The following is a 24,400-nucleotide window of genomic DNA, read 5'->3' on the forward strand; positions in this document are numbered from 1 at the left end:
ATCAAACTCTTCAGTTCAATACTGATCGGGTTTTGTGAAAACCCTAAACTTGGCTCAGCAATCGCAATAAACTCTCGAATTCACGAGTGTTTGCTTGTGTTGCTGATAATCTTGCGACCACCAGTCTTACCCCACAAGCACCCACACGAATTGCTTGATTCACTTGTTAAAGAACAGTCGGGTGAGCCTTTCGCCTCAACCAAGGCCGCGCATTCTACAGCAGCCTTACTTCCCGTCAAGCGTTATTTTCGAAAATTTCTTTTCTACTTCAACCGCTTGCACCACCGAACCCTTACACCCTGCTCGGTAGCGGGAGGCGAATCTTACAGCATCCCAAGACGCTGTCAACCTCCCCGAAACGCCCTTCCAACACCGGTCAATCCGACCTAAAACCCACTCGATCCATTCGATAACCTTTTGATTATCAAGAACTTTTCGAGCAGTTCCGCACTGGAAGTGGTGCGCATTATAGGGGCGTCAGAAACCGCGTCAAGCACTTATTGAAGTTTCTTTGTCATAACCACTATCGAACGGGAAAACAGGCGAGCGGGCAGCCATGGCACTCGCAGCAGCAACAGCCCACCGCCAATAAGCGCATAGATGAGCCACTCGCCGAGATCGGAGCGCACCACCCACAACATATGCAGCAGGACCAGGCACAGGGTGACGTAGACCAGTCGATGCAGCATCTTCCAGCGCCTGCCCAGACGCCGCATGCTGAAACGGTTGGAGGTCAGCGCCAGCGTCAGCAGGCCGAGAAAGGCCAGCGCCCCGACGAAGATGTAAGGCCGTTTCGCGAAGTCGATGAGCAGTTGCTGGATATCCAGCCCCAGCAGGAATACCGCATAGCCGGTGATATGCAGGCAGGCATAGGTGAAGCACCACAGGCCAAGCTGGCGACGAACCGCGACCCAGCCACCCCACCCGGTCAGCCGCTGCAGCGGCGTCATCGCCAGGGTGATGAGCAGGAAGCTGAGTGCCGCCAGGCCGAAGCGATCGACCAGCGTCTTCCCCGGGTCAGCGCCCAGAGCCAGTATCCAGGCCTGGTAGCTCCAAAGCGACAGCGGCACCAGGGCCAGAAGGAAAACGATGACTCGCCACGCCCGGTAACGCATCAGTAGTACTTCCGCAGGTCCAGGTCACTGTACAGCCCCGCCACTTCGTCGTAGCCATTGAACATGCGGGTCGGAATGATGTTCGGCGAGAACAGGCTTCCCGGCAGCCGGCGCTCACGGACCTGGCTCCAACGCGGATGGTCGACCTGTGGATTGACGTTGGCGTAGAAGCCGTACTCATGCGGCGCCGAGGTCTCCCAGGTAGTTCGGGGCCGTTCCTCGACCAGGCTGATGCGCACGATCGACTTGATGCTCTTGAAACCGTACTTCCACGGCACCACCAGGCGCAACGGCGCGCCGTTCTGATTCGGCAGGATGCGCCCGTACATGCCCACGGCGAGGATAGCCAGCGGGTGCATGGCCTCGTCCATGCGCAAACCTTCGACATAGGGCCAATCGAGCAGGGAAAAACCGGAGCGCTGCCCAGGCATCCGCTCGGGGTCGACCAGGGTCTCGAAACGTACGAATTTCGCCTGCCCGGTCGGCTCGGCGCGCTTGAGCACGTCCGCCAACGAAAAGCCCAACCAGGGAATGACCATCGACCAGCCTTCGACGCAGCGCAGCCGGTAGATGCGCTCCTCCAACTGCTGCGGCTTGACCAGGTCCTCCAGCGCATAGCGCCCGGGCCTGGCCACCGCCCCATCGATGGTCACCGTCCAGGGCTCGGTCACCAGCGAGCCAGCCCTGGCGGCCGGGTCGGTCTTGTCGGGGCCGAACTCGTAGAAGTTGTTGTAGCGGGTGGCCGTCTTGAAAGGTGCCACGGCTTCGTCTCCCGGCACCACCGCCCGCCATTGCGTGGCGCTCAGCTTGTCGACGAACCAGTCGGGTGCCCTGGCAGGCTCCACGTCGGCATAGGGAGAGGCTTCCGTCGCAGCCCTCGCAGCCGGCAGCATCGCCAGCGCAGCGAGTCCGCCAGCCGCCGCCAGCAGGCTTCGGCGGGACAGATAGACGGACTCCGGAGTGACCTCCGACTCGCGGGAGGCAGATGGCGGGGGGATCTGGATCAGCATGACGGCTCCGCAGCGTACGCAAGGGCTATTGCTACATGGACTGCGGAGCCGGCAGAAAATTACATCACTCGGCCTGTTTGCGGCGGCGCAGTTGCAACAAATATTGCACCGGTCCGGAGGCCGCGTAGGCCAGGAAGATCAGCAGCAGAATGCGCGGCGGATCGCTGAACACCACGGCGAAGGCCAGTACCACGATGAGGATCGCCACGAAGGGTACGCGCCCTTTCAGGTCGAGGTCCTTGAAGCTGTAGTACTTGATGTTGCTGACCATCAGCGCGCCGGCGGCAGCCACCAGCAGGGCGACGATGAACGACATGTTCGAGCCCTTGATGCCGAAGTCGCTGAAAGCCCAGACGATACCGGCCACGACACCGGCTGCCGCCGGGCTCGCCAGGCCGATGAACCACTTCTTGTCGACCTTGCCGATCTGCGTATTGAAACGCGCCAGGCGCAGCGCCGCGCCGGCCACATAGATGAAGGCGACCGCCAGACCGACGCTGCGCAGATCGCTCAACGCCCACTCGTAGGCCAGCAGGGCCGGGGCCAGGCCGAAGGCGACCATGTCCGACAGCGAGTCGTACTCGGCACCGAAGGCGCTCTGCGTGTTGGTCAGGCGCGCGACGCGGCCGTCCAGGCTGTCGAGCACCATGGCGACGAAGATAGTCGCCGCCGCCACGGAAAAGTGGCCGCTCATGGCACTGATGATGGAGTAGAAGCCGGCGAACAGGTTGGCCGTGGTGAACAGGTTCGGCAGCAGATAGATGCCGCGATGACGGACCTTGCGACCGTCGGCATCGTGGCCCTCCTCGATGTGTTCATCGATGGGCAACAGGCTTTCTGCTTCTGGAGTCGGGTTCGGCTCCTCGGGGCGTTCGCTCATGTACAACACCTTGCAACGGTTTGAATGGTTCGACCGAGATGCTGCCACCCCGGCGCACTGGCTTTATACCAGAAGCCCGGGCACAGAATGAAAAAACGCGGCCGAAGCCGCGTCTTTTCCCATCGCCAGTCCTCAGTTCTTGGACTTGTCGACGATCTTGTTGGCCGAGATCCACGGCATCATCGCGCGCAGCTTCTCGCCGACCTGCTCGATCGGGTGAGCGGCGTTGTTGCGGCGGTAGGCGGTCATCGACGGGTAGTTGGCGGCGCCTTCGGCAATGAACATCTTCGCGTATTCGCCGTCCTGGATGCGCTTCAGGGCGTTGCGCATGGCGGCACGGGATTCGGCGTTGATCACCTCAGGGCCGGTCACGTACTCGCCGTACTCGGCGTTGTTGGAGATCGAGTAGTTCATGTTGGCGATGCCGCCTTCGTACATCAGGTCGACGATCAGCTTCAGCTCGTGCAGGCACTCGAAGTAGGCCATTTCCGGCGCGTAACCGGCTTCAACCAGGGTCTCGAAGCCGGCCTTGACCAGCTCCACGCAACCGCCGCAGAGAACGGCCTGCTCGCCGAACAGGTCGGTTTCGGTCTCGTCCTTGAAGGTGGTCTCGATGATGCCGGTGCGGCCGCCGCCGACGCCGCAGGCGTAGGACAGGGCGACGTTCTTGGCGTTGCCGGAAGCGTCCTGGTAGACGGCGATCAGGTCAGGGATGCCGCCGCCCTTGACGAACTCGGAACGCACGGTGTGGCCCGGGGCCTTCGGCGCGATCATGATCACGTCCAGGTCGGCGCGCGGCACTACCTGGTTGTAGTGGATGGCGAAGCCGTGGGAGAAGGCCAGGGTGGCGCCCTGCTTCAGGTTCGGCTCGACTTCGTCCTTGTACAGACGGCCTTGGAATTCGTCGGGGGTGAGGATCATCACCAGGTCGGCGGAAGCGACGGCGTCCTTCACGCTCTTGACGGTCAGACCGTGGGCCTCGGCCTTGGCCACGGTGGCCGAGCCGCTGCGCAGACCGACGACCACGTCGACGCCGGAATCCTTCAGGTTGCAGGCCTGGGCGTGCCCCTGGGAACCGTAGCCGATGATGGCAACTTTCTTGCCCTGGATGATCGAGAGGTCACAGTCTTTGTCGTAATACACTTTCATGGGAGTTCCCCTATCTATGGCCGCTGTGGCCGCTCACTAATCAGATGCTAAGCACTTTGTCGCCACGGGCGATGCCGGTGACGCCGCTGCGTACGGTTTCCAGGATCGAGGCGGTGCCGATGGCCTGGATGAAGCTGTCCAGTTTCTCGCTGGTGCCGGCCAGTTGGATCGTATAGACGCTGCTGGTCACGTCGACGATCTGCCCGCGGAAGATATCGGTGGTGCGTTTGATCTCGGCGCGCTGGGCGCCGGTGGCCTTGACCTTGACCAGCATCAGTTCGCGCTCGATATGGGCGCTTTCCGACAGGTTCACCAGCTTGACCACTTCGATCAGCTTGTTGAGGTTCTTGGTGATCTGCTCGATCACTTCGTCATGGCCGACGGTGGTCAGGGTCAGACGCGACAGGGTCGGGTCCTCGGTCGGCGCCACGGTCAGGCTTTCGATGTTGTAGTTGCGCTGGGAGAACAGGCCCACCACGCGCGACAGGGCGCCCGGTTCGTTTTCCAGCAGCAGGGAGATGATGTGTCGCATGATCAGGTCCGCTCCGTCTTGCTCAGCCACATATCGCGCATGGAGCCGTCCCGGATCTGCATCGGGTAGACGTGCTCGCTGGTGTCGACCTGGATGTCCAGGAAGACCAGGCGATTCTTCAGGGCGAAGGCTTCTTCCATCTTCGGCTTGAGGTCCTTCAGGTCGGTGATGCGAATGCCCACGTGACCATAGGCCTCGACCAGCTTGACGAAGTCAGGCAGCGATTCCATGTAGGAGTGCGAGTAACGGCTGTTGTACTGCATGTCCTGCCACTGGCGGACCATGCCCAGCGCGCCGTTGTTGAGGTTGACGATCTTCACCGGCAGGTCGTACTGCAGGCAGGTCGACAGCTCCTGGATGTTCATCTGGATGCTGCCCTCGCCGGTGACGCAGGCCACCTCTTCCTCGGGGAAGCTCAGCTTGATGCCCATCGCCGCCGGGAAACCGAAGCCCATGGTGCCCAGGCCACCGGAGTTGATCCAGCGATTGGGCTTGTCGAACTTGTAGTACTGGGCGGCGAACATCTGGTGCTGGCCGACGTCGGAGGTGATGTAGGCATCGCCTCTGGTCACTTCCCACAGCGTCTCGATCACGTGCTGCGGCTTGATGATGCTGCCGTCGCCCTTGTCGTAGGGGAAGGTGCCTCGGGTGCCGCGCCACTCGTCGATCTGCTTCCACCAACTGGCCATGCTGTCCTTGCTCGGGGTCTCGCCGATTTCGGCGAGGATCGCGAGCATCTCGCTCAGCACGCTGTCGACCGGACCGACGATCGGGATGTCGGCCTTGATGGTCTTGGAGATAGAAGCCGGGTCGATGTCGATGTGGATGATCTTGGCGTTCGGGCAGAACTTGCTGGCGCCGTTGATCACCCGGTCATCGAAACGCGCGCCGACGGCGAGGATCACGTCGGCATGGTGCATGGCCAGGTTGGCGGTGTAGCTGCCGTGCATGCCAAGCATGCCGAGGAACTGGCGGTCGGTGCCCGGGTAGCCGCCAAGGCCCATCAGGGTGTTGGTCACCGGCAGGTTGAGCAGGCGCGCCAGCGCGGTGAGCTGCTCGGCCGCGCCGCCCATGATCACGCCGCCGCCGGAATAGAGGATCGGCCGCTTGGCGGCGAGGAGCATCTCGGCGGCCTTGCGGATCTGCCCGGAGTGGCCGCGTACGGCTGGGCTGTAGGAGCGCAGCTTGACCTTCTTCGGGTAGCTGTACTCGTATTTCTGGGTCGGGTCGCCCATGTCCTTCGGGATATCGACGACCACCGGGCCGGGACGGCCGGACTGGGCGATGTAGAAGGCCTTCTTGATCACCTCGGGGATTTCCGAGGGATTCTTGACGATGAAGCTGTGTTTCACGATCGGCCGGGAAATACCGACCATGTCGGTTTCCTGGAAGGCATCGGTGCCAACCATGTTGCTCGGCACCTGGCCGGAGATCACCACCATCGGGATGGAATCCATGTAGGCGGTGGCGATGCCGGTGATGGCGTTGGTCGCGCCGGGACCGGAGGTCACCAGCACCACGCCCGGCTTGCCGGTGGCGCGGGCGTAGCCGTCGGCCATGTGGGTGGCAGCCTGTTCGTGCCGGACCAGGATGTGGGTGACATCATTCTGCCTGAACAGCGCGTCGTAGATATGCAGCAGGGCACCGCCCGGGTACCCGTAGATGTACTTAACGCCTTCGTCACGCAATGAGCGGACGACCATTTCAGCGCCGGATAAAAGCTCCACGTTTTTCACCTCTGGAACGCTAGAAGACCGTCAAAACCAGACGGCAATCGAAGTAGGTTTACTGCCAAGCAGAGAGCATGAGCGACGTGTGGTCGCCGACTACGTCAGCTACTGACTGAGCAAGTATTGGGATCGTCCCGGATGTTGGGGGATTCTCCCACCCAGCGCGAGGTAACGCGGTACGGGTAAAGCAGGTCGGCGCGGGTGTGCACCTCATGGTCTGCCGAGCGAGTTAGCCCACGGCTGGCCCACTACAGCGAACCTCGAATTGTTCGGATTCGACCGGGGCAAGTCAAGCCATGGCGTGGGCTAATTAACATCTACGCTGTGATCTGACGCAGGATGACGATCCACGGCTTTTGGTTATAGTAGCCAGCACGTTACGCCGCCCTCAGAAGGAAACAGCAATGGGACGCATGATTCTCACCGGCAGCTTGCTGCTCGCCCTCAGCGCCTCCGCCATGGCCAGCCAGGTGTACAAGTGGGTCGACGAGAAAGGCGTCACCCATTTCGGCGCCCAGCCGCCGGAGGGACAGGCCGCCACCCAGATCAACACCACCGTCCCGCAGATCAGGTCGGTAGCACCGACGCTGCCGCCGGCCGACGCCAGCGCCGACGACCAGCAGAAGGCCCTCGACGAGAAGATCAAGAAAGAAGTCGCCAGCCAGGAGCTCGAGCGCAAGAAATACTGCGAGAACACCCGCAACAACCTGGCGCAACTGCGCAACAACCCGCGCGTGCGGGTGACCGACGACAACGGCGAAGTGCGCCGCATCGACGAAGAAGAACGCCAGCAACGGATTCGCGAGACGGAAAAGGCGATCCAGGAAAACTGCCAGTAAGGGAGCGGGGCCTGGCGCCCTAGACCTTGCGATTGATCAGACGATCGAACTCGCCCAGCAACTCCAGCAGCCTGCGGGTCTCCACGGGCTGCTCACGGTAGGCGACCTCCGCCATCGGGCGGATGCCGGAAGTCTCCGGCAGGACCTTCTCCTGCTCGATCAGCACCTTCATCCGGGGCAGGAAGATCCACTGGAGCCACTCCTCGAAACTCAGGGTGTCGACGCAGAACGGCTCCAGACTGGCCAACGCCTCGTCGGCCGGCGACTCGGCCGACCAGAACCCCAGCAGGCGCAGCTCCCGCTCGATCAGTAGCAACTGCTCGGCCAGCTTCGGCACGCGAGCGTCCATCAGAGGTTGACCCGCGCTCGCTCACGGGCCTGCGCAGCACCGGCGGCATTGCCCTGCTGCTCGCGCGCCTTGGCGATCAGCTCCCAGAGACTGGCCTGCAAGGCGGGACGCCCGCCGGCATAGGTCAGCGCGCGCTGGGCAACCTGCTCGGCCTGCGCGGCATCGCCCTGAGCCAGGCGCACCTCGGCCAGGCGGTAGAGCACCTGGGGTTCGCGCGGCGCGATGCGCTGGGCGCGTTCGAGACTGGAAGCGGCACCATTCAGGTCGCCGCCGCCCTGCTGTTGCTGCGCGGTGGTCAACAGTGCCAGCACCGGGCCGTCCAACTGCTCATCGGCGGCCAGGCCACCACCACCATTCGACGGAATCCCGCTCGGCGCACTCGGGATCGGCGCGTTGTAGCTCGGCGTCTGGCCAGGCGTGCTGCCGGTGACGGGGCCCGGGGTTATGGGCTCGCCATCGATCGAGCCGGAGATCGGCGCGCTGGAAGCCGGGAATGCCTGGCTGGAAGACTGCGGCGGCACCATCACCACCACCCCGGAATCCTCGGGCAGTGCCTGCGGCGCGCCAGGCGCCTGCTGGGCCTGGTACGCCTGGCCGCCTTCCTGCTCTTCGGAAATCGGTGCGCCGGAGTCCACAACAGGAATCGAGCCGCGCGGGTTCGTCGCACAGCCAGTCAACAGGACGCCGGAGACCAGCGCGGGGATCAACCACTTGTTCACAACACTTCCTCGTCAGTTGGCGGCCAGGGCCGCGAACGGGCTCAATTCATCCAGCCGCGCACCCAGTCCATCACCGAATCCACCGGTGCCTGGAGGCCGCAGCCCGGGCCGGGGGCCGGCTCACTACCGCGAATATAAGGCATCTGGACCGCGTTCGGACAACCGGAGGCCGAGCCCTGCCCGGTGCCGGCGTCGACCCAGGCCATCACCACGTTGTCCGGCAGCGGCATGTTCAGCGGCAAGGGATCGGCGCGGCGCATGAAGCCGGCCCACACCTGCAGCGCGCCGGTGGCGCCGGTCAACGGAGTCGATCCATTGTCGTCGCGGCCCATCCACACCACCGCCAGCAGGTCCTGGCTGAAACCGGCGAACCAACTGTCGCGCGAGTCGTTGCTGGTACCGGTCTTGCCGGCCAGGGTCAGCGAGCCGGGCAACTGGTTGTACACCGAGCGCCCGGTGCCTTCGCGCATCACCTGCTGCATGGCCTTCTGCACCAGGTAGATGGCCCCCGGATCGAAACGCTGCTGGACCTGGAACGGATAACGCTTGAGCGGCTGGCCGTCGGCGGTCAGCACACTGCGAATACCGCGCAACGGGGTGTTGAAGCCGCCGTTGGCGAGGGTCTGGTACATGGTCGCCACTTCGATCGGGGTGAGCGAACCGGCGCCGAGCAGCATCGACGGGTAGGCCGGCCAACTGCGCGACACCCCCAGCCGTTCGAGCGTCCTGAGTACCGTCGGCACGCCCACTTCCAGGCCCAGCTTGGCTGTGGACAGGTTGTAGGAGTTGGCCAGCCCCTGGTACAGGTAGATAGTGCCATGGGCCTTGCGGTCGTAGTTCTGCGGACGCCAGATCTGGCCGTCCTGGCCTTTCACCGAGAACGGTTCGTCGACCAGCCAACTGGTCAGGGTGTACTGGCTGGGCCGCTCCAGGGCTGCCAGGTAGACCGCCGGCTTGACCAGCGAGCCGATCGGCCGCACGGCATCCAGCGCGCGGTTGAAGCCGGCGAAGCGCGGCTGACGGCTGCCGATCATGGCCTGGATCTCACCGGTTTCCGGGTTGGTCACCACCATGGCCGCCTCGACCTGATCGATGCCCTTGCGGCCGGCCAGGCCTTTCAGCGTGGTACCCAGGGCGGTCTCGGCCTTGGACTGGAGGATCGGGTCGAAGCTGGTGAAGATGCGCAGCCCTTCCTCGGTCAAGTCCTCGTCGCGGTAGTCCTGGCGCAGTTGGCGCTTGACCAGGTCGAGGAACGCCGGATAGGTGCTGTCCGCCATGCTGCCGCGCTTGGTCACGCCGAGCGGCTTCTGCTTGGCCGCGGCGGCCTCTTCGGCAGTCACCACGCCCTGCTCGGCCAGCAGGTCGAGCACCAGGTTGCGTCGCGCCAGGGCGCGCTCGGGATTGCGGCGCGGGTTGTAGGAGGTCGGCCCTTTGACCATGCCGACCAGCAACGCCACCTGGTGTAGCTTCAGCTCGGCCAGCGGCTGGCTGAAGAAGTACTGGCTGGCCAGGCCGAAGCCGTGCACCGCGCGCTGGCCGTCCTGGCCGAGGAACACCTCGTTGAGGTAGGCCTCGAGGATTTCCTGCTTGTCGTAGTGCAGCTCCAGCAGCACGGCCATCATCGCCTCGTTGATCTTGCGCACGAGGCTGCGTTCGTTGGTCAGGTAGAAGTTCTTCACCAACTGCTGGGTCAGCGTGCTGCCACCCTGGCGCACCTGGCCACTGGTCGTGTTGACCCATACGGCACGGGCGATGGACTTGGGCGAAACGCCGTGGTGCTCGTAGAAGTCCCGGTCTTCCACCGCCAGCAGCGTTTCGACCAGATAGGGCGGCACCTGGTCCAACTGGATCAGGATGCGGTCTTCGTTGTGCGCCGGGTACAGGCCGCCGATCAGCAGCGGCTCCAGGCGCGCGACCGCCAGTTCGGCACCGTTGGCCTGGGTGAGGCCGGCGACGTAATCGCCGGAGAACCGCACCCGCACACGCTGGGCGGGCTCGGCGCCCTCATAGAACTGGAAGCCACGGGTGTGCAGCTCGACGTTGTTGCCCGCCACGGAGGCCGCGCCAGGGCCGTTGGCCGCCGACTCGCGACGGTAGCCGAGGGCATCCAGCTCGGTGAGGAAATCGTCCTTGGCCAGCTTCTGGCCGACGAACAGCTCCAGCGGCCGGGCGTAGACCTTGGCCGGGATGGTCCAGCGCTTGCCGGAAAACTTCTCCTGCACCACGGCATCGAGGTAGATGGCGAAGCCGGCCAGCAACACCAGGCCGACCAGGCTCAGCTTGAGTGCCCAGCCCAGCCAGGGGCGCATGCCAGAGGAACCGCGGCGCGAGCGCGAACGGGAATTGCGGGGGGATCGAGTACGTGTCATGGCGGCGCATTATACGCACTTTGCCTGGCCCGCAATGTGCACTCCGGCGGTTTGCACACACTGCCCCGACGGCCATAATGCGCGCTCGTCAAACCGTCGCCGCAAGGACCCACCGTGAGCCAGACCCTGATCACCGCCCTGCAGAATCCCGCTCTGTATCCCCATCCGGTGGAGAGCTTCCAGGTCATCGAGACGCACATCTCCTGGGTCCTGCTTACCGGCCCCTATGCCTACAAGATCAAGAAACCGGTGAACTTCGGCTTCCTCGACTTCACCGACCTCGATGCCCGCCGGCACTTCTGCGGCGAGGAGCTGCGCCTCAACCAGCGCCTGACCGAAGGCCTCTACTTGGAAGTTCTGCCGATCACCGGCAGCGCGGAGTCCCCCCAGTTGGGCGACGACGGCCCGGCCATCGAATACGCGCTGAAGATGCGCCAGTTCCCGCAGAGCCAGTTGCTCAGCGAAGTTCAGGCCCGTGGCGAGCTGACCTGTGCGCATATCGATGCGCTGGCCCGGCAGATCGCCGATTTCCACGCCCAGACGCCGGCCGTGCCAACCGATCATCCGCTGTGCTCGCCCGCCGCGAGCGTTGCGCCGATGCGGCAGAACTTCGAACAGATCCGCCCGCTGCTCAGCGACAAGGCCGACCTGCTGCGCCTGGACGCCCTCGAAGCGTGGACCGAAGACAACTTCAAGCGCCTCGAGCCGCTGCTCGCGAAGCGCGCCACTGACGGCTCGATCCGCGAATGTCACGGCGACATCCACCTCGGCAACGCCACCCTGCTGGATGGCAAGGTGGTGCTGTTCGACTGCATCGAGTTCAACGAGCCGTTCCGCCTGATCGACATCGTCTCGGACGCCGCCTTCCTCGCCATGGATCTGGAGGACCGCGGCCTCAAGTCGCTGTCGCGGCGCTTCATCAACGCCTGGCTGGAGCACACCGGCGACTACGCGGCGCTGGAACTGATCAACTTCTACAAGGCGCATCGCGCCCTGGTGCGCGCCAAGGTCAGCCTGTTCCGGCTCACCCAGGAGCAGGACGCAGTGCAGCGTGCGGCGATCCTCCGCCAATACCGCAACTACGCCGCCCTGGCGGAAAGCTACAGCGCCATCCCCTCGCGCCTGCTGGCCATCACCCATGGCGTCTCCGCGGTGGGCAAGAGCCACGTGGCTATGCAACTGGTCGAAGCGCTGGGCGCCATCCGCCTGCGTTCGGATGTCGAGCGCAAACGCTTGTTCGGCGAGCAGCCCAGCGCCGCACGGGGCCAATTGCATGGCGGCATCTATAACCAGGAGGCCAGCGTCGCCACCTACCAGCGCCTGCACGAACTGGCCGAACGCGCGCTGCAGGCCGGCTTCCCGGTGGTGATCGACGCCGCCTACCTACAACGGGAACACCGCCAGGCTGCCTGGCAGATCGCCGAGAACACCGGCGTGCCGTTCCTGATCCTCGACTGCCAGGCGCCACAGGCGGTGATCGCCTCCTGGCTGGAGCAGCGCCAGCAGGCCGGCACCGACCCGTCCGACGCCACCCTCGAAGTCATCGCCGCGCAGCAGGCCAGCCGGGAACCACTGAGCGCCGAGGAGCAGAGCCACAGCAAGCGCATCGATACCCACGAAAGCGCCAGCCTGGACAACCTGATCGCCGCCATTCGTCAGCGCCTGCCGGGACTCTAGGGTCCCGGCATCCTCCTGATGCCGCGCTTTTCCCGATGGCCGCTACACTTTCCTCCAGGCCGCCCGGGGCCAGCGCGCAGCCCTAAGGAAAGGAGGCGTCATGAACGACGAATTGCAAAGCCTGAAGAACCTCGGCAAAACCTCGGCACAATGGCTGCACGCAGTGGGCATCCACAGCGCCACCGACCTGCGCCGCCTGGGCGCGGTCGATGCCTACCGGGCAGTACAGGCCCGAGGTTTCCGCGCCTCGAAGGTGCTGCTCTACGCCATCGAGGGTGCCCTGCTCGACGTGCACTGGAACGAACTGCCGGCATCCCGCAAAGAAGCCTTGAACGGCCAACTCGATGCCCTCACGCTACGTAACAAGAGCTAGCTCACAACCTCTGCCAAGGATGATTTACGCAAAGTGTGACGCAGCATATTGTTTCCGCGGGCGAAGGCCCCTTAAGTCAGTTCAGCCAGGTCAAGGAATTACTGTATGTATCTACTCGGGGAGCAACCGGCCTACGCCGATCAGCTTATCAATCGTCTCCAGAGCATCCCCAGTCAGTTGCTGGAAGGGCTGACACCCGCCGGGGCGCCCATCCGCGTGGAACGCAGCGACGACCTGGCCCAGGTCCTGCCCGGCAACCAGTTGTTCCTGATCGAGAACGGACTGCTCCATGCGCTGGTCGACGAACGCCCGCTGTTCTACCTGCAGGAAGGCGATCTGGTCGGCCTGCGCCAGGGCATCGACCTGCCGAGCTGCCGCTACGCCAGCGAAGAGCCGCTGAGCCTGATCCCCTACCAACGCAGCGACGTGTTCCAGCACATCTATGCCAGCGAGCAGCGCCAGGAGCTGTTCATCCAGTACCTGGTCGGCCACACCGCCCTGCTCTCCGATGCGCTGGCTCGCCTCAAGCAGCCGGAAATCCGCCCGGCCACCGGCTTCCAGCACTTCGCCGCCGGCGAGGAGCTGATCCACCAGGGCGACGAAGCCGACCACGTGTTCATCATCATCGAAGGGCATGCCGAGGCCTATGTCGACGGCCACAAGGTCGGCGACGTGCAGAAGGACGAGATCTTCGGCGCCATGGCCGTGTTCACCCGCGAGAAGCGCAGCGCCACCGTACTGGCCAGCGAGCCGTGCACCGTGATGGTGATTCCCAAGGAACAGTTCCTCAGCCTGATGCAGAGCAACCCGCGCATCGCCCACAGCCTGGTCGAGAGCATGGCGCGGCGCATCGACCTGCTGAACAAGGAAGTCACCCAGTTGCGCCTGCCGCGCGAAGCCTGAACGGCGAACGGAAGTCACGAAAACCCGGCCCGAGCGCCGGGTTTTCTGCTTCTGCGGCAGGGAGAGAAAAAAGATGGGAAAAAGCCGTTGACAATGAAATGAGAATTGTTATTATTATCACAACTGGTCGCGAGATCAGTTCGATAAGCTGAGAGACCATTCAGTCGGACTTTTCAGATTATCTCCTCATCAGGCTAATCACGGTTATTGACCCGGCTCTGCCGGGTCTTTTTTTGCCTGCGATTCATGCCCAACGCAGAACGCCCACTCATGACGCTCTTGTAGGGTGCGCCGCGCGCACCGTTTACCTGGGAGCTGCTTGCGTCGCTCCCAGGAACATCGGGTTGTCGTCCTATCGGTGCGCGCGGCGCACCCTCCAAAAGCGAAGGCCCTCCTCCTTCCTTCGATCAGCGTCTCAGCTTCGCGCAGTGGTCCTGTTCCGGCAGCGCGGCGGTGTACCAGACGAAATCGGCGGTCCCGGCAGCGACCGGCTTGCCGACCTCGGCGAAGATCAGCACGCGCTCGCCACTGCTGCCCAGGTCGGCCAGATGCAACGGCACGCCGAGATCGCGACGGGTATGGAAGGCTCCGGCGAACAGCAGGGCCGGCGTCGGTGCCGCCAGCAGGCGCTCGGCCATGCGCCGGTCACGCTGCTGCTGCACGGCCAGCATGGCCGGTAGCTGGCTCTCCGGCAGCAGGCCGCAATGCGACTCGCGGATCTGCGTGAACAGCGCTTCGCGCACGGCTTCGGTGGTGGAGGCCGTGCCGCTCAGCGGCGGGATCGAACGATAGACCTGCATGATCTCGCTGCGGTCCAGGTTCGCCGCCAGCAGTGGGTACGGCTGGACCAAGGCGTAGGAAACGATCGGCCCGTACAGCGACCAGTCCCAGTTCTTCTGCCAGGCCAGCGCACCCGGCAGGTTCTCTGGCCGATGGCCGGCGGCCAGTTCGTCGCGCACCTGGTCGACCTGGTCCTGCTGGTCGGGGTTGATCATCTCCATCAGCAGGCTGCCCTGCTCGCGGCGCTCGGCCAGGGCACGCAGCAGCCAGAGTTGCAGCGCGTGGTGATCGGGGTTGTCGTGCTGCTCACCGACCAGCACTCGCGGCGCATCGGCCAGGCGCGCGACCAGTTGCTCCGGCGTGATCGACTCGCCGCTGCGCAGATCGCGGATCACGCCCAGATCGGGATCGTCCCGGCCTTCCGGGCTCTGCCAGGCGGGTAGCGGTGGAACGGATTGGCAGGCGGCCAGCAAGGCCAGGCACAGCAACATGACAAGACGCATAGACACCTCGGAAAGAATTGACCTGCAAGAGCGAGGGAACGCCCAGCCCTCCATTCGCGAGAGCCTGAACCGCAACAGCCCTCGCGCCTACAGAAACGTGAAACCGCTTTCAGCGGGCAACGATCAAGGGATGACCACGTTCTGGATGCTGCTGCACCAGCACCTCCAGGCCGAACACCTCCTGCAGCGGTTCGGCGCGCAGTACTTCGACCGGGGTTCCCAGCGCATGCGGGCGTCCCTGGTCGAGCAGCAGGATGCGGTCGCAATAACGCGCCGCCAGGTTGAGGTCGTGGAGGATGACCAGCACGGCCACGCCACGGCCGGCGAAATCGCGCGCCGCCTGCAGAGTGGTGTGCTGGTGCAGCGGGTCGAGCATTGAGGTCGGCTCGTCGAGCAGCAGACTCTGCCCCTCCGCCCCCGGCCATAGTTGCGCCAGCACCCGGGCCAGGTGGACACGCTGGCGCTCGCCGCCGGACAGCTCGAGGTAGCTGCGCCCAGCCAGATGCCCGGCATCCGCGGCAGCCAGCGCCTCACCGATGATCTCCCGATCACGCTGACGGCCGCTGGCATGCGGCAAGCGGCCCATCCCCACCACTTCCTCTACGCGGAAGCCGAAATTCAGCGTCGAGCTCTGCGGCAGCACCGCCAGCCGCTGGGCCCGTTCCGGCCCGTTCCAGTCGGACAGCGGCCGCTCCTCCAGATACACCGCCCCCGCGGACGGGCTCAGCTCTCCGCACAAGGCACTGAGCAGAGTGCTCTTGCCCGCGCCGTTGGGGCCGAGCACGCCAAGCACCTCGCCGGGCAGCAGGTCCAACTGGACATCGCTCAGCACCGGTTTCGCGCCACGACGGACGCACAGATTTTCCGCCCGCACCATCAGGCTCGCCCTCGCACCAGCAGATAAAGGAAGAAAGGCGCGCCCAGCAACGCGGTCACGATACCGATCGGCAGCTCGGCCGGAGCCAGCACGAGGCGCGCGGCGAGATCGGCAAACAGCAGCAGGCTGGCCCCGGCCAGGGCCGAGGCCGGAAGCAGCACGCGATGATCCGGCCCAGCCAGCAGGCGTACCAGATGCGGCACCACCAGGCCGATGAAACCGATCAGCCCGGCCGCCGCCACTGCAGCGCCGACGCCGAGAGCGGTGCAGAGCACCAGTTCGCGCTTCAACCGCTCGACCTCGAAGCCCAGGTGGCGCGCCTCCGACTCGCCCAGCAACAAGGCGTTCAAGGCCTTGGCCCGGCGCGGCAACCACAACGCCACACCGGCGGTGACGATCAGCAACGGCCACAACCGGGTGTAGCTGGCGCCATTGAGGCTGCCCAGGTTCCAGAAGGTCAGGGTGCGCAACGTGGCATCGTCCGCCAGGTAGGTGAACAGGCCGATGGCCGCGCCGGCCAGCGCGGTCAGGGCGATGCCGGCGAGCAACATGGTCGCCACGTTGGTCTGCCCGTCGCGCCGGCCCAGGCGATAGACCATCGCGGTCACCCCCAGGCCGCCGCCGAAGGCGCACAGCGACAACAGATAGGGGCTCAGCGCATCGGGCAAGCCACCCAGCGAGGCGCCGATGACGATGGCGAACGCCGCGCCGAGCGCGGCGCCGCTGGACACCCCGACCAGGCCGGGATCGGCCAGCGGGTTGCGGAACAGCCCCTGCATGGCGACGCCGGACAACGCCAGCACCGCCCCCACCGCCAGGCCGAGCAGGGTACGCGGCATGCGGATCTGGCCGAGGATGAGCTCCGCCTGAGCCTGTCCGTCGCCCGCCAGCGGCAGGCCAAGCAGGCGCAGGGAAGCACGCAGCGTCTCGCCCAGCGGCAGGCTGACCGGCCCCAGGGCCAGGGACAGCCAGAGCGCCAGCAGCAGGGCCAGGGAAAGAATGACGAACAGTGCGCGCGGGGTCAGCACCGGCCTCATGGTTGGATCTTGGCGGTGTGCGCTGTCGGGTAGAAGGTCGCCGACAACTCCGTCAGGCCCTCCGGCAGGCGCGGTCCCAGGCCACCGACCAGCAGGGTCGGATCCAGCGCCACCAGGCGGCCGTCACGCGCGGCGCGGGTCGCCGCCAGCGCCGGATTCTCCTTGAGCAGCGCCTGCTTAGCCGCTTCGCCCTCCAGGCTGCGGTCGGCGAAGATCACCACCTCGGGGTCCAGGGCCATCAGCGCCTCGGTGGAGATCGCCTTGTAGCCGTTGTGCGGGGTCACGTTTTGACCGCCGGCACGCTCGATCAGCCAAGCCGCCGCGGTATCCCGACCGGCAGCCATCGGCCGGCTGCCGGCATGGCCGAGCAGCAACATGACCCGAGGCGCGGCCTGGCTGCGCTGGGCATTGGCCACCCACGCGGCCTGCGTTTCCAGCCGCTGGCGATAGTCCGCCAATACCTGGGCGGCACGCGGCGCATCGCCGAGCAGCTCACCGAGACGGGTCAGGTTGCTCTCCAGGGTCGTCAGGTCGGCCTTGGCCGACAGCGTTTCGATGCGCACGCCGGCCGCCTTCAACTGCTCGAGTACCGGCGGCGGGCCCATTTCCTCGGTGCCGACCAGCAGGTCCGGCTTGAGCGAGAGGATGCCCTCGGCGGCCAGTTGGCGCTGGTAGCCGATGCTCGCCAGTTCCTTGAGCTCGGCGGGGTGCTGGCTGGTGGTATCGACGCCGACCAGCCGGTCCTGGCCGCCGAGCTCGACGATCCATTCGCTGAGCGAACCGCCAGCACTGACCCAGCGTTGCGGCAACGGCTCGGCGGCAACCGCCTGGCCGAGCAGGAAGGCGGCACAAAGGCCGGCAATATGAACTTTGAGACGCATGGTCAATCGACTCCATCAGGAACGCGGCAGGCATCGCGCCGGGCGACCGGGGCCCGCGCACGGTGAAACGCTCAGCGGCTGGTTATAACGCAACGCCGAGCATAAATCTCGGCGCTGGGCGATAGCGGGATGCGCCGCCCCTTCGGGTTCGGCGCGAATCGTCAGGCGGGCAACGCCGGCGCGGTCTCCGCCAACTGGCGCCAATCCTCGCGCTCGGGGATACCCGGCTTGCGGGCGCCGAACAACTGGATCACCAGTTCGCCATCGGCGTCGAAGGCTTCCCAACTGGTGATCACCCCGTCGCTGCTCGGCTTGCGCACGCGCCACAGTTCGGTGACACCCGGGGTCTTCAGGTGCAGGTTGAACTCCGGGTCGAGCACGTTGAACCAGGTGTCCAGCCAACGCAGGTTGCTCACCGGGCCGGAGTGGATCTGGATGCAGTGCTGGTTGCCGACGAAGACCATGATCGGCACCTCGCGACGCCCCGCTTCCTCCATCAGTTTCGGCAGTTCGCTCACGTCCAGCGGCTCGGCCCATTCGCGACCGGCCAGGCGCAGCGCCTGGGTACGGGCGGTGCCGTGCTTCTTCAGCAGGGCGAAGAAGTGGTGGGTGTCCTTCAGATTCGCCCAGCCCTCGCGCAGGGAGGCAACGTCGATCTCGGCGTCGGCCTTCTGTGCCGGACGCTCGGGCAGCGGCTGCAGGTCCAGCTCGGCGCTCTGTTCTTCGGCACGGAAACGCGCCACCAGCGGCGCCCAGGCCGCCTCTTCGCTGCGATCGGTGAGGAATACCTTGTGCACCGCCACGCCCTGGCGGTCGAACACCTGGATGCTGCGCTGCACGCCGCGGTCGGTGCGTTCCTCGATGGCGAACACGCTGGCCCAGCCGCCGAGGAACAGGCGCAGGTCGATATCCGCGGAAACCACCAGCCCCATCTGTCCGTTGCCGCTGACCGTGACGTCGCGATAGAAGCCCTTGCGCTCGTGCACGCAATGCTCGTTGCGGGTCAGCGCCATGATGTAGCCCAGCTCGCCGAGTGCCGGCAGCAGCTCGGACCATTCCGGGCGCAGGCGCACGGCATCGACGCCCAGGCGGCTGGCGGTCAGCTCGGCTTCGCTCACCTCCAGATGGGCGGCGGCATCGCGCGCGCGCAGTTTCGGTTGTTCGCCGCGCAGGGTCTGCCAGGCCTGGTACAGCGGACTGCCCTGGGCTGCCTGTGGTTGGGCTAGGGTGGTCATCTTGAACTCCTTCACGATTATCGGCTCGCCGTCAGGGCGAACTGGATGGGAATGTGCACGCGGCTGGGCACCGCTTTTCCGTTTTGTGTTTCCGGGCGGAAACGCCAGCCGGAGACGGCGTCCAGTGCCGCCCGGTCCAGGCTGTCGACCCCCGATGAGCGCAGCACCTTGATCTCGCGCTGCCCGCCCGAGCTGTCGAGGCGAACCTCTACCAGCACCATGCCCTGCTGATTGCGCCGGCGAGCCTGGCTCGGATAGGCAGGCTGCCTCGGCGGCTCCAGGAAGGACGGCTCGCGGCTGAACACTTCCTGCACCGCAACCGGTTGTGGCGCGCGCGATGCGGCGGACACGACCTTTCGTTCACTCACCTGGCCAGCCGGCCGCGATACGGGCTCGGCAACCGGCCGTGACGGACGGACCAGCTCGGCAGCCTTGGACCGGACCACCGGCTGCACCGCCTTGGCGACCACTTTCGGCTGCTCGACCGGCCTGACCGCCGGCCGATCCGGCTCGGTGCGCGGACGACTGGGGGCGGGCCTGGTAACCACTGCGGGCGCGGGAGGCGCGGCCACCGGCGGTGCTTCCAGAGGCGCCAGCATCACCAGCATGGCTTCGGGCACCGGCTGCCGGACCTGCGAATGCGCATGCGCCATCCACTGCCCCTGCACCAGCCAGATCAGGGCCAGGTGCAAGGTCAGCGATAGCAGCGCATAGAGCGGTATCCGCACCATCATGAAACCAACCAGACAAACGATAATCTATTTGATATTTATTTGCATTTACCAGTCAAGCTGATTTAAGGTTTTTGCCCGCTGCCACAGCAGCGCCGCACGCTCGTACCAAGTACCCATGGATGACCGGGGCCGGAAAGCACTCGAGAGAGAGCCTGCGCCTCGGAAAACCGACTTGAAGCCGCCGTTGAGAGCGAGCAATTCCGGCGTGCAGGAAAAACACTCAAGACCAGGAGTCGTCCATGCTGATCCGCCCGCCTTTCGCCCGCCGTCCGTTGCTGGCCTTGCTACTGCTCTCGCCTTCCCTTGCGCTGGCCGCCGAAGCCGCCAGGACGCCAACCCAGTTCGACACGGTGACAGTCACCGCCACCCGGGCCGAGGCGACCCTGGACAAGGTGCCCAGCACCGTCTCGGTACAGACCGAGCGGGACATCGACCAGAAGAACGTGAACGACATCCAGGACCTGATCCGCTACGAGTCGGGCGTTTCGGTGGGCGGAACCGGTAGCCGCTTCGGCCTGTCCGGCTTCACCATCCGAGGCATCGGCGGCAACCGCGTGCTGACCCAGGTGGATGGCGTCGGAGTGCCAGACGCCTTCGCCTTCGGCCCGTTCATGAATGCCCGCCGCGACTATGTCGACCTGGACACCATCAAGCAGGTGGAAATCATCCGCGGCCCGGCGTCCTCGCTGTACGGCAGCGATGCCATCGGCGGCGCGGTGAGCTTCCTGACCAAGGACGCCGCCGACTATCTGGACGAAGGCGACGACGTCTACGCCCGCCTGAAGGCCGGCTATGACGGCGCCGACGACAGTTGGCTGCGCAGCGCCACCCTCGCCGGCCGCCAGGGGCAGGTCGACGGCCTGCTGCACATCGGCCGCCGCGACGGCCAGGCCATCGACACCTACGGCGGCCGCGGCGGCATCGGCAACACCCGCGAAGAGGCCAACTCGCAAGACTTCGAAGCCCAGAACCTGCTGGTCAAGGGCGGCTGGAACTACAACGGCAGCGACCGTCTGCAACTGACCTACGAGCGCTACCAGGACGACGTCGACACCCGCGTGCTCAGCGAATACAGCACCACCGCGGCCGTCCGTACCTCGGACGCCAAGGACAGCACCGACCGCGAGCGCGTCAGCCTGCAGCACCAGTTCGCCGTGAACAGCGTCATCGCCGACAACATCGACTGGCAACTGAGCTACCAGGACAGCGAAATCCGTCAGCAGACCTTCCAGCAGCGCTTCGCCAGCGGCAGGTTCCGCGATCGCAGCCGCGACTCCAACTACCAGGAAGAGCTGTGGGCGCTCAACGTCAAGCTGGACAAGCAGTTCCAGACCGGCGCGGCCAACCACCACCTGATCTACGGCCTGGACACCAAGCGCCTGGACAGCAGCGACCTGCGCAAAGGCAACGAAGTGTTCTCCGACACCGGCCTGCCGACCCCGCCGGCGTTCGGTGCGGAAGTCTTCCCGCTCAGCGACTTCCCGGACCCGACCACCACCGAATACGCGCTGTTCGTGCAGGACAGCATCGAGATCGGTCGCTGGACCCTGCTGCCCGGCCTGCGCTACGACCACTACAAGCTCGAACCGGACGTCACCCCGGAATACCTCAACGGCCACCCGCTGGACACCAACCCGTCCAACTACAGCGACCATGCCCTGTCGCCCAAGCTCGGCGTGACCTACCGACTGGACGACGCGCACAGCCTCTACGGCCAGTACGCGGCCGGCTTCAAGGCTCCCCAGGCGGTGGACATCTTCGGCGAGTTCGTCAACGCCGCGATGGGCTACCAGACCATCGCCAACACCAACCTGGAAGCGGAAACCAGCGACAGCTACGAAATCGGCCTGCGCGGCAAGTACGACGCAGGCAGCTTCGGGATCGCGCTGTTCTACAACCGCTACAAGGACTTCATCGAGCAGGTCACCACCACCGACCCGACCGGCTCCGGCCTGATGACCTTCCAGTCGCAGAACCTCGACAGGGTCACCATCCGCGGCGCGGAAGCCAAGGGTGAACTGTTCCTCGACCAGTTCGGCCTGCCGGCCGGCGTCCGCGCCCTGGGCTCGATCGCCTATGCACGCGGCAAGAACGAGGAAACCGGCGAGCCGATCAACAGCGTCGACCCGCTCAAGGCCGTGCTCGGCCTGGACTACACCGCACCGAACGGCCAGTTCGGCGGTGGCCTCACCTGGACCCTGGTAGCCGCCAAGGAGCGCATCGACGACACCCAGGCCGCCGCGGTGCGGATCAGCGAGCAGTTCGCCACTCCGGGCTACGGCACCCTCGACGTCAACGGCTGGTGGCAGATCACCGAGCAGTTCTCGGTCAATGCCGGGCTGTTCAACCTGACCGACAAGCAGTACTGGCACTGGGGCGACGTGCAAGGCCTGGACGCCGCCTCGCCGTCCCTCGGCCGCTACACCCAGCCGGGCCGCCACGCGGCGGTCAACCTGATCTGGGAAATCTGAGTTCCACGTCTTCGCGCAAGGATGCGCGCCCTATCCCTCTCGCCACGGCTTGCCGGATAATCCGCCGGTCTGCCGTGGAGAGTCGCGATGATCCGGCTATGCGCCCCGGACGAACTAGCTGAAGGCCAGAGCCGGGGCTTTCTCGTTGATGGTTTGCAACTGCTCGCCGTGCGGCGCCACGGGCAGGTGCACGCCTATCGCAATCGCTGCCCGCATCGAGGCACCCCGCTCGACTGGGCGCCAGACCAGTTCCTCGACCCCAGCGGCAGCCTGATCCAGTGCGCCCAGCATGGTGCGCTGTTCCTGATCGACAGCGGCGAATGCGTGGCCGGGCCTTGCGCCGGCGAATCACTGACGGCCCTGGCGTGCAGAGAGGACGGCGAAGGTATCTGGCTGTTGTAGGGCCGCCGAGGCGGATGCCGCGGAAGCCTCGTCGACACATCCGGTTACATGCAGGGCCGCATGCTGGCAAACTATTAGCCTGCTAAGCACCAGGCGTCCCCATGTCCACCCACCAGAAACTCCTGCTCCGCCACCACCGCCCCTTCCTCGCCTTCTGGTTCGCCCGCGTATTCACCGCCAGCGGTTTCCAGATGCTCACCGTGGCAATCGGCTGGCAGATGTACAGCCTGACCGGCAACGTGCTCGACCTCGGCCTGGTCGGCCTCATCGAGTTCCTGCCCAAGATCCTGTTCATCCTGCTCACCGGCCACGTGGCCGATCGCTTCGACCGGCGCAAGGTGGCCGCCATCTGCCAGACCGGCCAGGGCCTGATCGCCCTGGCCCTGCTGATCCTCGCCGGCGCTGGCGGCCTCAGCCGCGAGCTGATCTTCCTCATCGCCTTCCTGCTCGGTAGCGCGCGGGCCTTCGAGATGCCGACCACCCAGGCGCTGCTGCCGAACATCGTGCCGGCGGGACTGTTTCCCGCAGCGGTGGGGGCGTCCGCCTCGGCCATGCAGATGGCTACCATCGTCGCCCCGGCACTCGGTGGCCTGCTCTACGCGGTGGATGCCGCCTGGGTCTACGGGCCCAGCGCCGCGCTCTACCTGATCGCCCTGAACCTGATGCTGCGCCTGCCGAAGCACCAGCAGCCGAGCAAACAGAAGGTCTCCGTGGAATCGCTGCTGGCCGGCTTCCGCTTCCTGCGCAGCCGGGCGGACGTGTTCGGCGCGGTATCCATGGACATGGTTGCGGTGCTGCTCAGCGGCGCCACCGCCCTGCTGCCGGTATTCGCCAAGGACATCCTGCTTACCGGCCCCTGGGGCCTCGGCCTGCTGCGCTCGGCGCCGGCGGTGGGTGCGCTACTGATGTCGCTGTGGCTGGCGCGCTTCCCCATCGAGCGCAAGGTCGGCCCGGTGATGTTCACCTCGGTGGCGGTGTTCGGCGTGGCGACCATCGGCTTCGGCCTGTCCACTTCGCTGTGGTTCAGCCTGGCGACCCTGGTGCTGCTGGGCGCGGCGGACATGATCAGCATGGTGATCCGTGGCGCCTTCGTGCAGTTGCAGACCCCGGACGAGATGCGTGGACGCGTCGGCGCGGTGAACTCGCTGTTCATCGGCGCCTCCAATCAGCTCGGCGATTTCCGCGCCGGCCTCACCGCGTCCTGGTTCGGCACGGTGCCGGCGGTGCTGATCGGTGGCATAGGTGCGCTGGTGGTCACCGGCCTGTGGATGAAACTGTTCCCAACCCTCGCCCGGCGCGACCGCATGCACGAGCCGGCCCAGGGTGCGTAACGCGCCGCGACGCCGGCTTTTTCAGACAGGGGCCCCTGGGCTCACTGCCCCGGCCAGGGCAGGATCGGAATGGCGGTCACCGCATTCTGCGGGCTACCTTCGATGACCCGGTCGCTGTAGACCAGATAGACCAGCGCGTTGCGCTTGCGGTCGAAGAAGCGCACCACCTGCATGGTCTTGAAGACCAGCGAAGTGCGCTCCTTGAACACTTCCTCGCCATTCTTCAGCTCTTCGCGGAAGCGGATCGGTCCGACCTGCCGGCAGGCGATGGACGCTTCGGCGCGGTCCTCGGCCAGGCCGAGGCCGCCCTTCACCCCACCGGTCCTGGCCCGCGACAGGTAGCAGGTCACGCCCTCGACCTTGGGATCGTCGAATGCCTCGACGACGATCTTGTCATTCGGGCCGACCCACTTGAACACCGTGGACACCTCGCCGATCTGCTCGGCCGCAGCCACCGCCGGCAGCAGCGCCAGCCACGCCAACCACTTGCCCATTTCCCCTCCC

At 65.5% G+C, this 24,400-nt stretch carries 23 protein-coding genes; 7 read left to right on the forward strand and 16 right to left on the reverse strand.

What is annotated here, in order from left to right; genetic code table 11:
- Positions 1 to 497 precede the first annotated feature (497 nt).
- The 6 genes from msrQ to PSEWESI4_RS06030 all read right to left on the reverse strand — a co-directional run bounded on the left by msrQ (position 498) and on the right by PSEWESI4_RS06030 (position 6,413).
- Entirely contained in the window at positions 498 to 1,115 is a 618-nt protein-coding gene (gene msrQ, locus PSEWESI4_RS06005; RefSeq protein ID WP_187670283.1) for a protein-methionine-sulfoxide reductase heme-binding subunit MsrQ, read from the reverse strand.
- The gene (msrP, locus tag PSEWESI4_RS06010; RefSeq protein ID WP_187670284.1) at positions 1,115 to 2,125 is read right to left on the reverse strand and encodes a protein-methionine-sulfoxide reductase catalytic subunit MsrP; all 1,011 of its coding nucleotides are present in this window, start codon (positions 2,123 to 2,125) and stop codon (positions 1,115 to 1,117) included. The genes msrQ and msrP overlap by 1 nt, the downstream gene beginning before the upstream one ends.
- A gap of 64 nt (positions 2,126 to 2,189) precedes the next feature.
- Positions 2,190 to 3,005 carry a CDP-diacylglycerol--serine O-phosphatidyltransferase gene (gene pssA / locus PSEWESI4_RS06015; protein ID WP_187670285.1) on the reverse strand — a complete coding sequence of 272 codons (816 nt, stop codon included), beginning with the start codon at positions 3,003 to 3,005 and terminating at the stop codon, positions 2,190 to 2,192.
- Positions 3,006 to 3,137: 132 nt separating this feature from the next.
- Complete coding sequence (gene ilvC, locus PSEWESI4_RS06020) at positions 3,138 to 4,154, reverse strand: ketol-acid reductoisomerase (protein WP_187670286.1); 1,017 nt, start codon at positions 4,152 to 4,154, stop codon at positions 3,138 to 3,140.
- 40 nt (positions 4,155 to 4,194) lie between these two features.
- Positions 4,195 to 4,686, reverse strand: coding sequence for an acetolactate synthase small subunit (gene ilvN / locus PSEWESI4_RS06025; protein ID WP_187670287.1), 492 nt, complete (start codon positions 4,684 to 4,686; stop codon positions 4,195 to 4,197).
- A 2-nt stretch (positions 4,687 to 4,688) separates the two neighbouring features.
- Positions 4,689 to 6,413 carry an acetolactate synthase 3 large subunit gene (locus PSEWESI4_RS06030; RefSeq protein ID WP_187670288.1) on the reverse strand — a complete coding sequence of 575 codons (1,725 nt, stop codon included), beginning with the start codon at positions 6,411 to 6,413 and terminating at the stop codon, positions 4,689 to 4,691.
- 407 nt (positions 6,414 to 6,820) lie between these two features.
- Between PSEWESI4_RS06030 and PSEWESI4_RS06035 the strand changes: the two genes are divergently transcribed.
- Positions 6,821 to 7,255, forward strand: coding sequence for a DUF4124 domain-containing protein (locus tag PSEWESI4_RS06035; RefSeq protein WP_187670289.1), 435 nt, complete (start codon positions 6,821 to 6,823; stop codon positions 7,253 to 7,255).
- Positions 7,256 to 7,274: 19 nt separating this feature from the next.
- Here the strand turns inward: PSEWESI4_RS06035 and PSEWESI4_RS06040 are convergent, their stop codons facing one another.
- From PSEWESI4_RS06040 to mrcB, 3 genes are read right to left on the reverse strand one after another with little or no spacing between them, the layout of a single operon-like run.
- On the reverse strand, positions 7,275 to 7,604 hold the full coding sequence (locus tag PSEWESI4_RS06040) for a YqcC family protein (RefSeq protein ID WP_187670290.1): 330 nt from the start codon (positions 7,602 to 7,604) through the stop codon (positions 7,275 to 7,277).
- Positions 7,604 to 8,323, reverse strand: coding sequence for a tetratricopeptide repeat protein (locus PSEWESI4_RS06045; protein ID WP_187670291.1), 720 nt, complete (start codon positions 8,321 to 8,323; stop codon positions 7,604 to 7,606). The genes PSEWESI4_RS06040 and PSEWESI4_RS06045 overlap by 1 nt, the downstream gene beginning before the upstream one ends.
- Positions 8,324 to 8,364: 41 nt before the next feature.
- Positions 8,365 to 10,692: a penicillin-binding protein 1B gene (gene mrcB / locus PSEWESI4_RS06050; RefSeq protein ID WP_187670292.1), complete on the reverse strand. Its 2,328-nt coding sequence runs from the start codon at positions 10,690 to 10,692 to the stop codon at positions 8,365 to 8,367.
- A gap of 114 nt (positions 10,693 to 10,806) precedes the next feature.
- Between mrcB and PSEWESI4_RS06055 the strand changes: the two genes are divergently transcribed.
- From PSEWESI4_RS06055 to PSEWESI4_RS06065, 3 genes are all read left to right on the forward strand, one after another.
- A complete protein-coding gene (locus PSEWESI4_RS06055) occupies positions 10,807 to 12,369 on the forward strand; it encodes a bifunctional aminoglycoside phosphotransferase/ATP-binding protein (RefSeq protein ID WP_187670293.1) in 1,563 nt (520 codons plus the stop codon).
- A 100-nt stretch (positions 12,370 to 12,469) separates the two neighbouring features.
- On the forward strand, positions 12,470 to 12,742 hold the full coding sequence (locus PSEWESI4_RS06060) for a TfoX/Sxy family protein (protein ID WP_187670294.1): 273 nt from the start codon (positions 12,470 to 12,472) through the stop codon (positions 12,740 to 12,742).
- A 105-nt stretch (positions 12,743 to 12,847) separates the two neighbouring features.
- Positions 12,848 to 13,645 (forward strand): Crp/Fnr family transcriptional regulator, encoded by a 798-nt coding sequence (locus PSEWESI4_RS06065; RefSeq protein ID WP_187670295.1) that lies wholly within the window; start codon positions 12,848 to 12,850, stop codon positions 13,643 to 13,645.
- Positions 13,646 to 14,052: 407 nt separating this feature from the next.
- On the opposite strand, the gene PSEWESI4_RS06070 is transcribed toward PSEWESI4_RS06065, so the two are convergent.
- From PSEWESI4_RS06070 to PSEWESI4_RS06095, 6 genes are all read right to left on the reverse strand, one after another.
- Entirely contained in the window at positions 14,053 to 14,928 is an 876-nt protein-coding gene (locus tag PSEWESI4_RS06070; protein ID WP_187670296.1) for a ChaN family lipoprotein, read from the reverse strand.
- A gap of 109 nt (positions 14,929 to 15,037) precedes the next feature.
- Positions 15,038 to 15,805: a heme ABC transporter ATP-binding protein gene (locus PSEWESI4_RS06075; RefSeq protein WP_187670297.1), complete on the reverse strand. Its 768-nt coding sequence runs from the start codon at positions 15,803 to 15,805 to the stop codon at positions 15,038 to 15,040.
- Positions 15,805 to 16,842 (reverse strand): FecCD family ABC transporter permease, encoded by a 1,038-nt coding sequence (locus PSEWESI4_RS06080; protein WP_456243205.1) that lies wholly within the window; start codon positions 16,840 to 16,842, stop codon positions 15,805 to 15,807. The genes PSEWESI4_RS06075 and PSEWESI4_RS06080 overlap by 1 nt, the downstream gene beginning before the upstream one ends.
- The gene (locus PSEWESI4_RS06085) at positions 16,839 to 17,723 is read right to left on the reverse strand and encodes a heme/hemin ABC transporter substrate-binding protein (protein ID WP_187670298.1); all 885 of its coding nucleotides are present in this window, start codon (positions 17,721 to 17,723) and stop codon (positions 16,839 to 16,841) included. The genes PSEWESI4_RS06080 and PSEWESI4_RS06085 overlap by 4 nt, the downstream gene beginning before the upstream one ends.
- Positions 17,724 to 17,884: 161 nt before the next feature.
- Entirely contained in the window at positions 17,885 to 18,958 is a 1,074-nt protein-coding gene (locus tag PSEWESI4_RS06090) for a hemin-degrading factor (RefSeq protein ID WP_187670299.1), read from the reverse strand.
- Positions 18,959 to 18,975: 17 nt separating this feature from the next.
- Positions 18,976 to 19,692 carry an energy transducer TonB gene (locus tag PSEWESI4_RS06095; RefSeq protein ID WP_187670300.1) on the reverse strand — a complete coding sequence of 239 codons (717 nt, stop codon included), beginning with the start codon at positions 19,690 to 19,692 and terminating at the stop codon, positions 18,976 to 18,978.
- 239 nt (positions 19,693 to 19,931) lie between these two features.
- On the opposite strand from PSEWESI4_RS06095, the gene PSEWESI4_RS06100 reads away from it, so the two are divergent.
- The 3 genes from PSEWESI4_RS06100 to PSEWESI4_RS06110 all read left to right on the forward strand — a co-directional run bounded on the left by PSEWESI4_RS06100 (position 19,932) and on the right by PSEWESI4_RS06110 (position 23,896).
- Positions 19,932 to 22,163, forward strand: a complete 2,232-nt coding sequence (locus PSEWESI4_RS06100; protein ID WP_187670301.1) for a TonB-dependent hemoglobin/transferrin/lactoferrin family receptor — start codon at positions 19,932 to 19,934, stop codon at positions 22,161 to 22,163.
- Between the two features lie 87 nt (positions 22,164 to 22,250).
- Positions 22,251 to 22,565: a Rieske (2Fe-2S) protein gene (locus PSEWESI4_RS06105; protein WP_187670302.1), complete on the forward strand. Its 315-nt coding sequence runs from the start codon at positions 22,251 to 22,253 to the stop codon at positions 22,563 to 22,565.
- Between the two features lie 101 nt (positions 22,566 to 22,666).
- Complete coding sequence (locus PSEWESI4_RS06110; protein WP_187670303.1) at positions 22,667 to 23,896, forward strand: MFS transporter; 1,230 nt, start codon at positions 22,667 to 22,669, stop codon at positions 23,894 to 23,896.
- A gap of 41 nt (positions 23,897 to 23,937) precedes the next feature.
- Here PSEWESI4_RS06110 and PSEWESI4_RS06115 read toward each other — a convergent pair whose 3' ends face one another.
- Complete coding sequence (locus tag PSEWESI4_RS06115; protein WP_187670304.1) at positions 23,938 to 24,390, reverse strand: CreA family protein; 453 nt, start codon at positions 24,388 to 24,390, stop codon at positions 23,938 to 23,940.
- Positions 24,391 to 24,400 lie beyond the last annotated feature (10 nt).

Source organism: Zestomonas carbonaria (genome assembly GCF_904061905.1).
GTDB classification, from domain to species: domain Bacteria; phylum Pseudomonadota; class Gammaproteobacteria; order Pseudomonadales; family Pseudomonadaceae; genus Aquipseudomonas; species Aquipseudomonas carbonaria.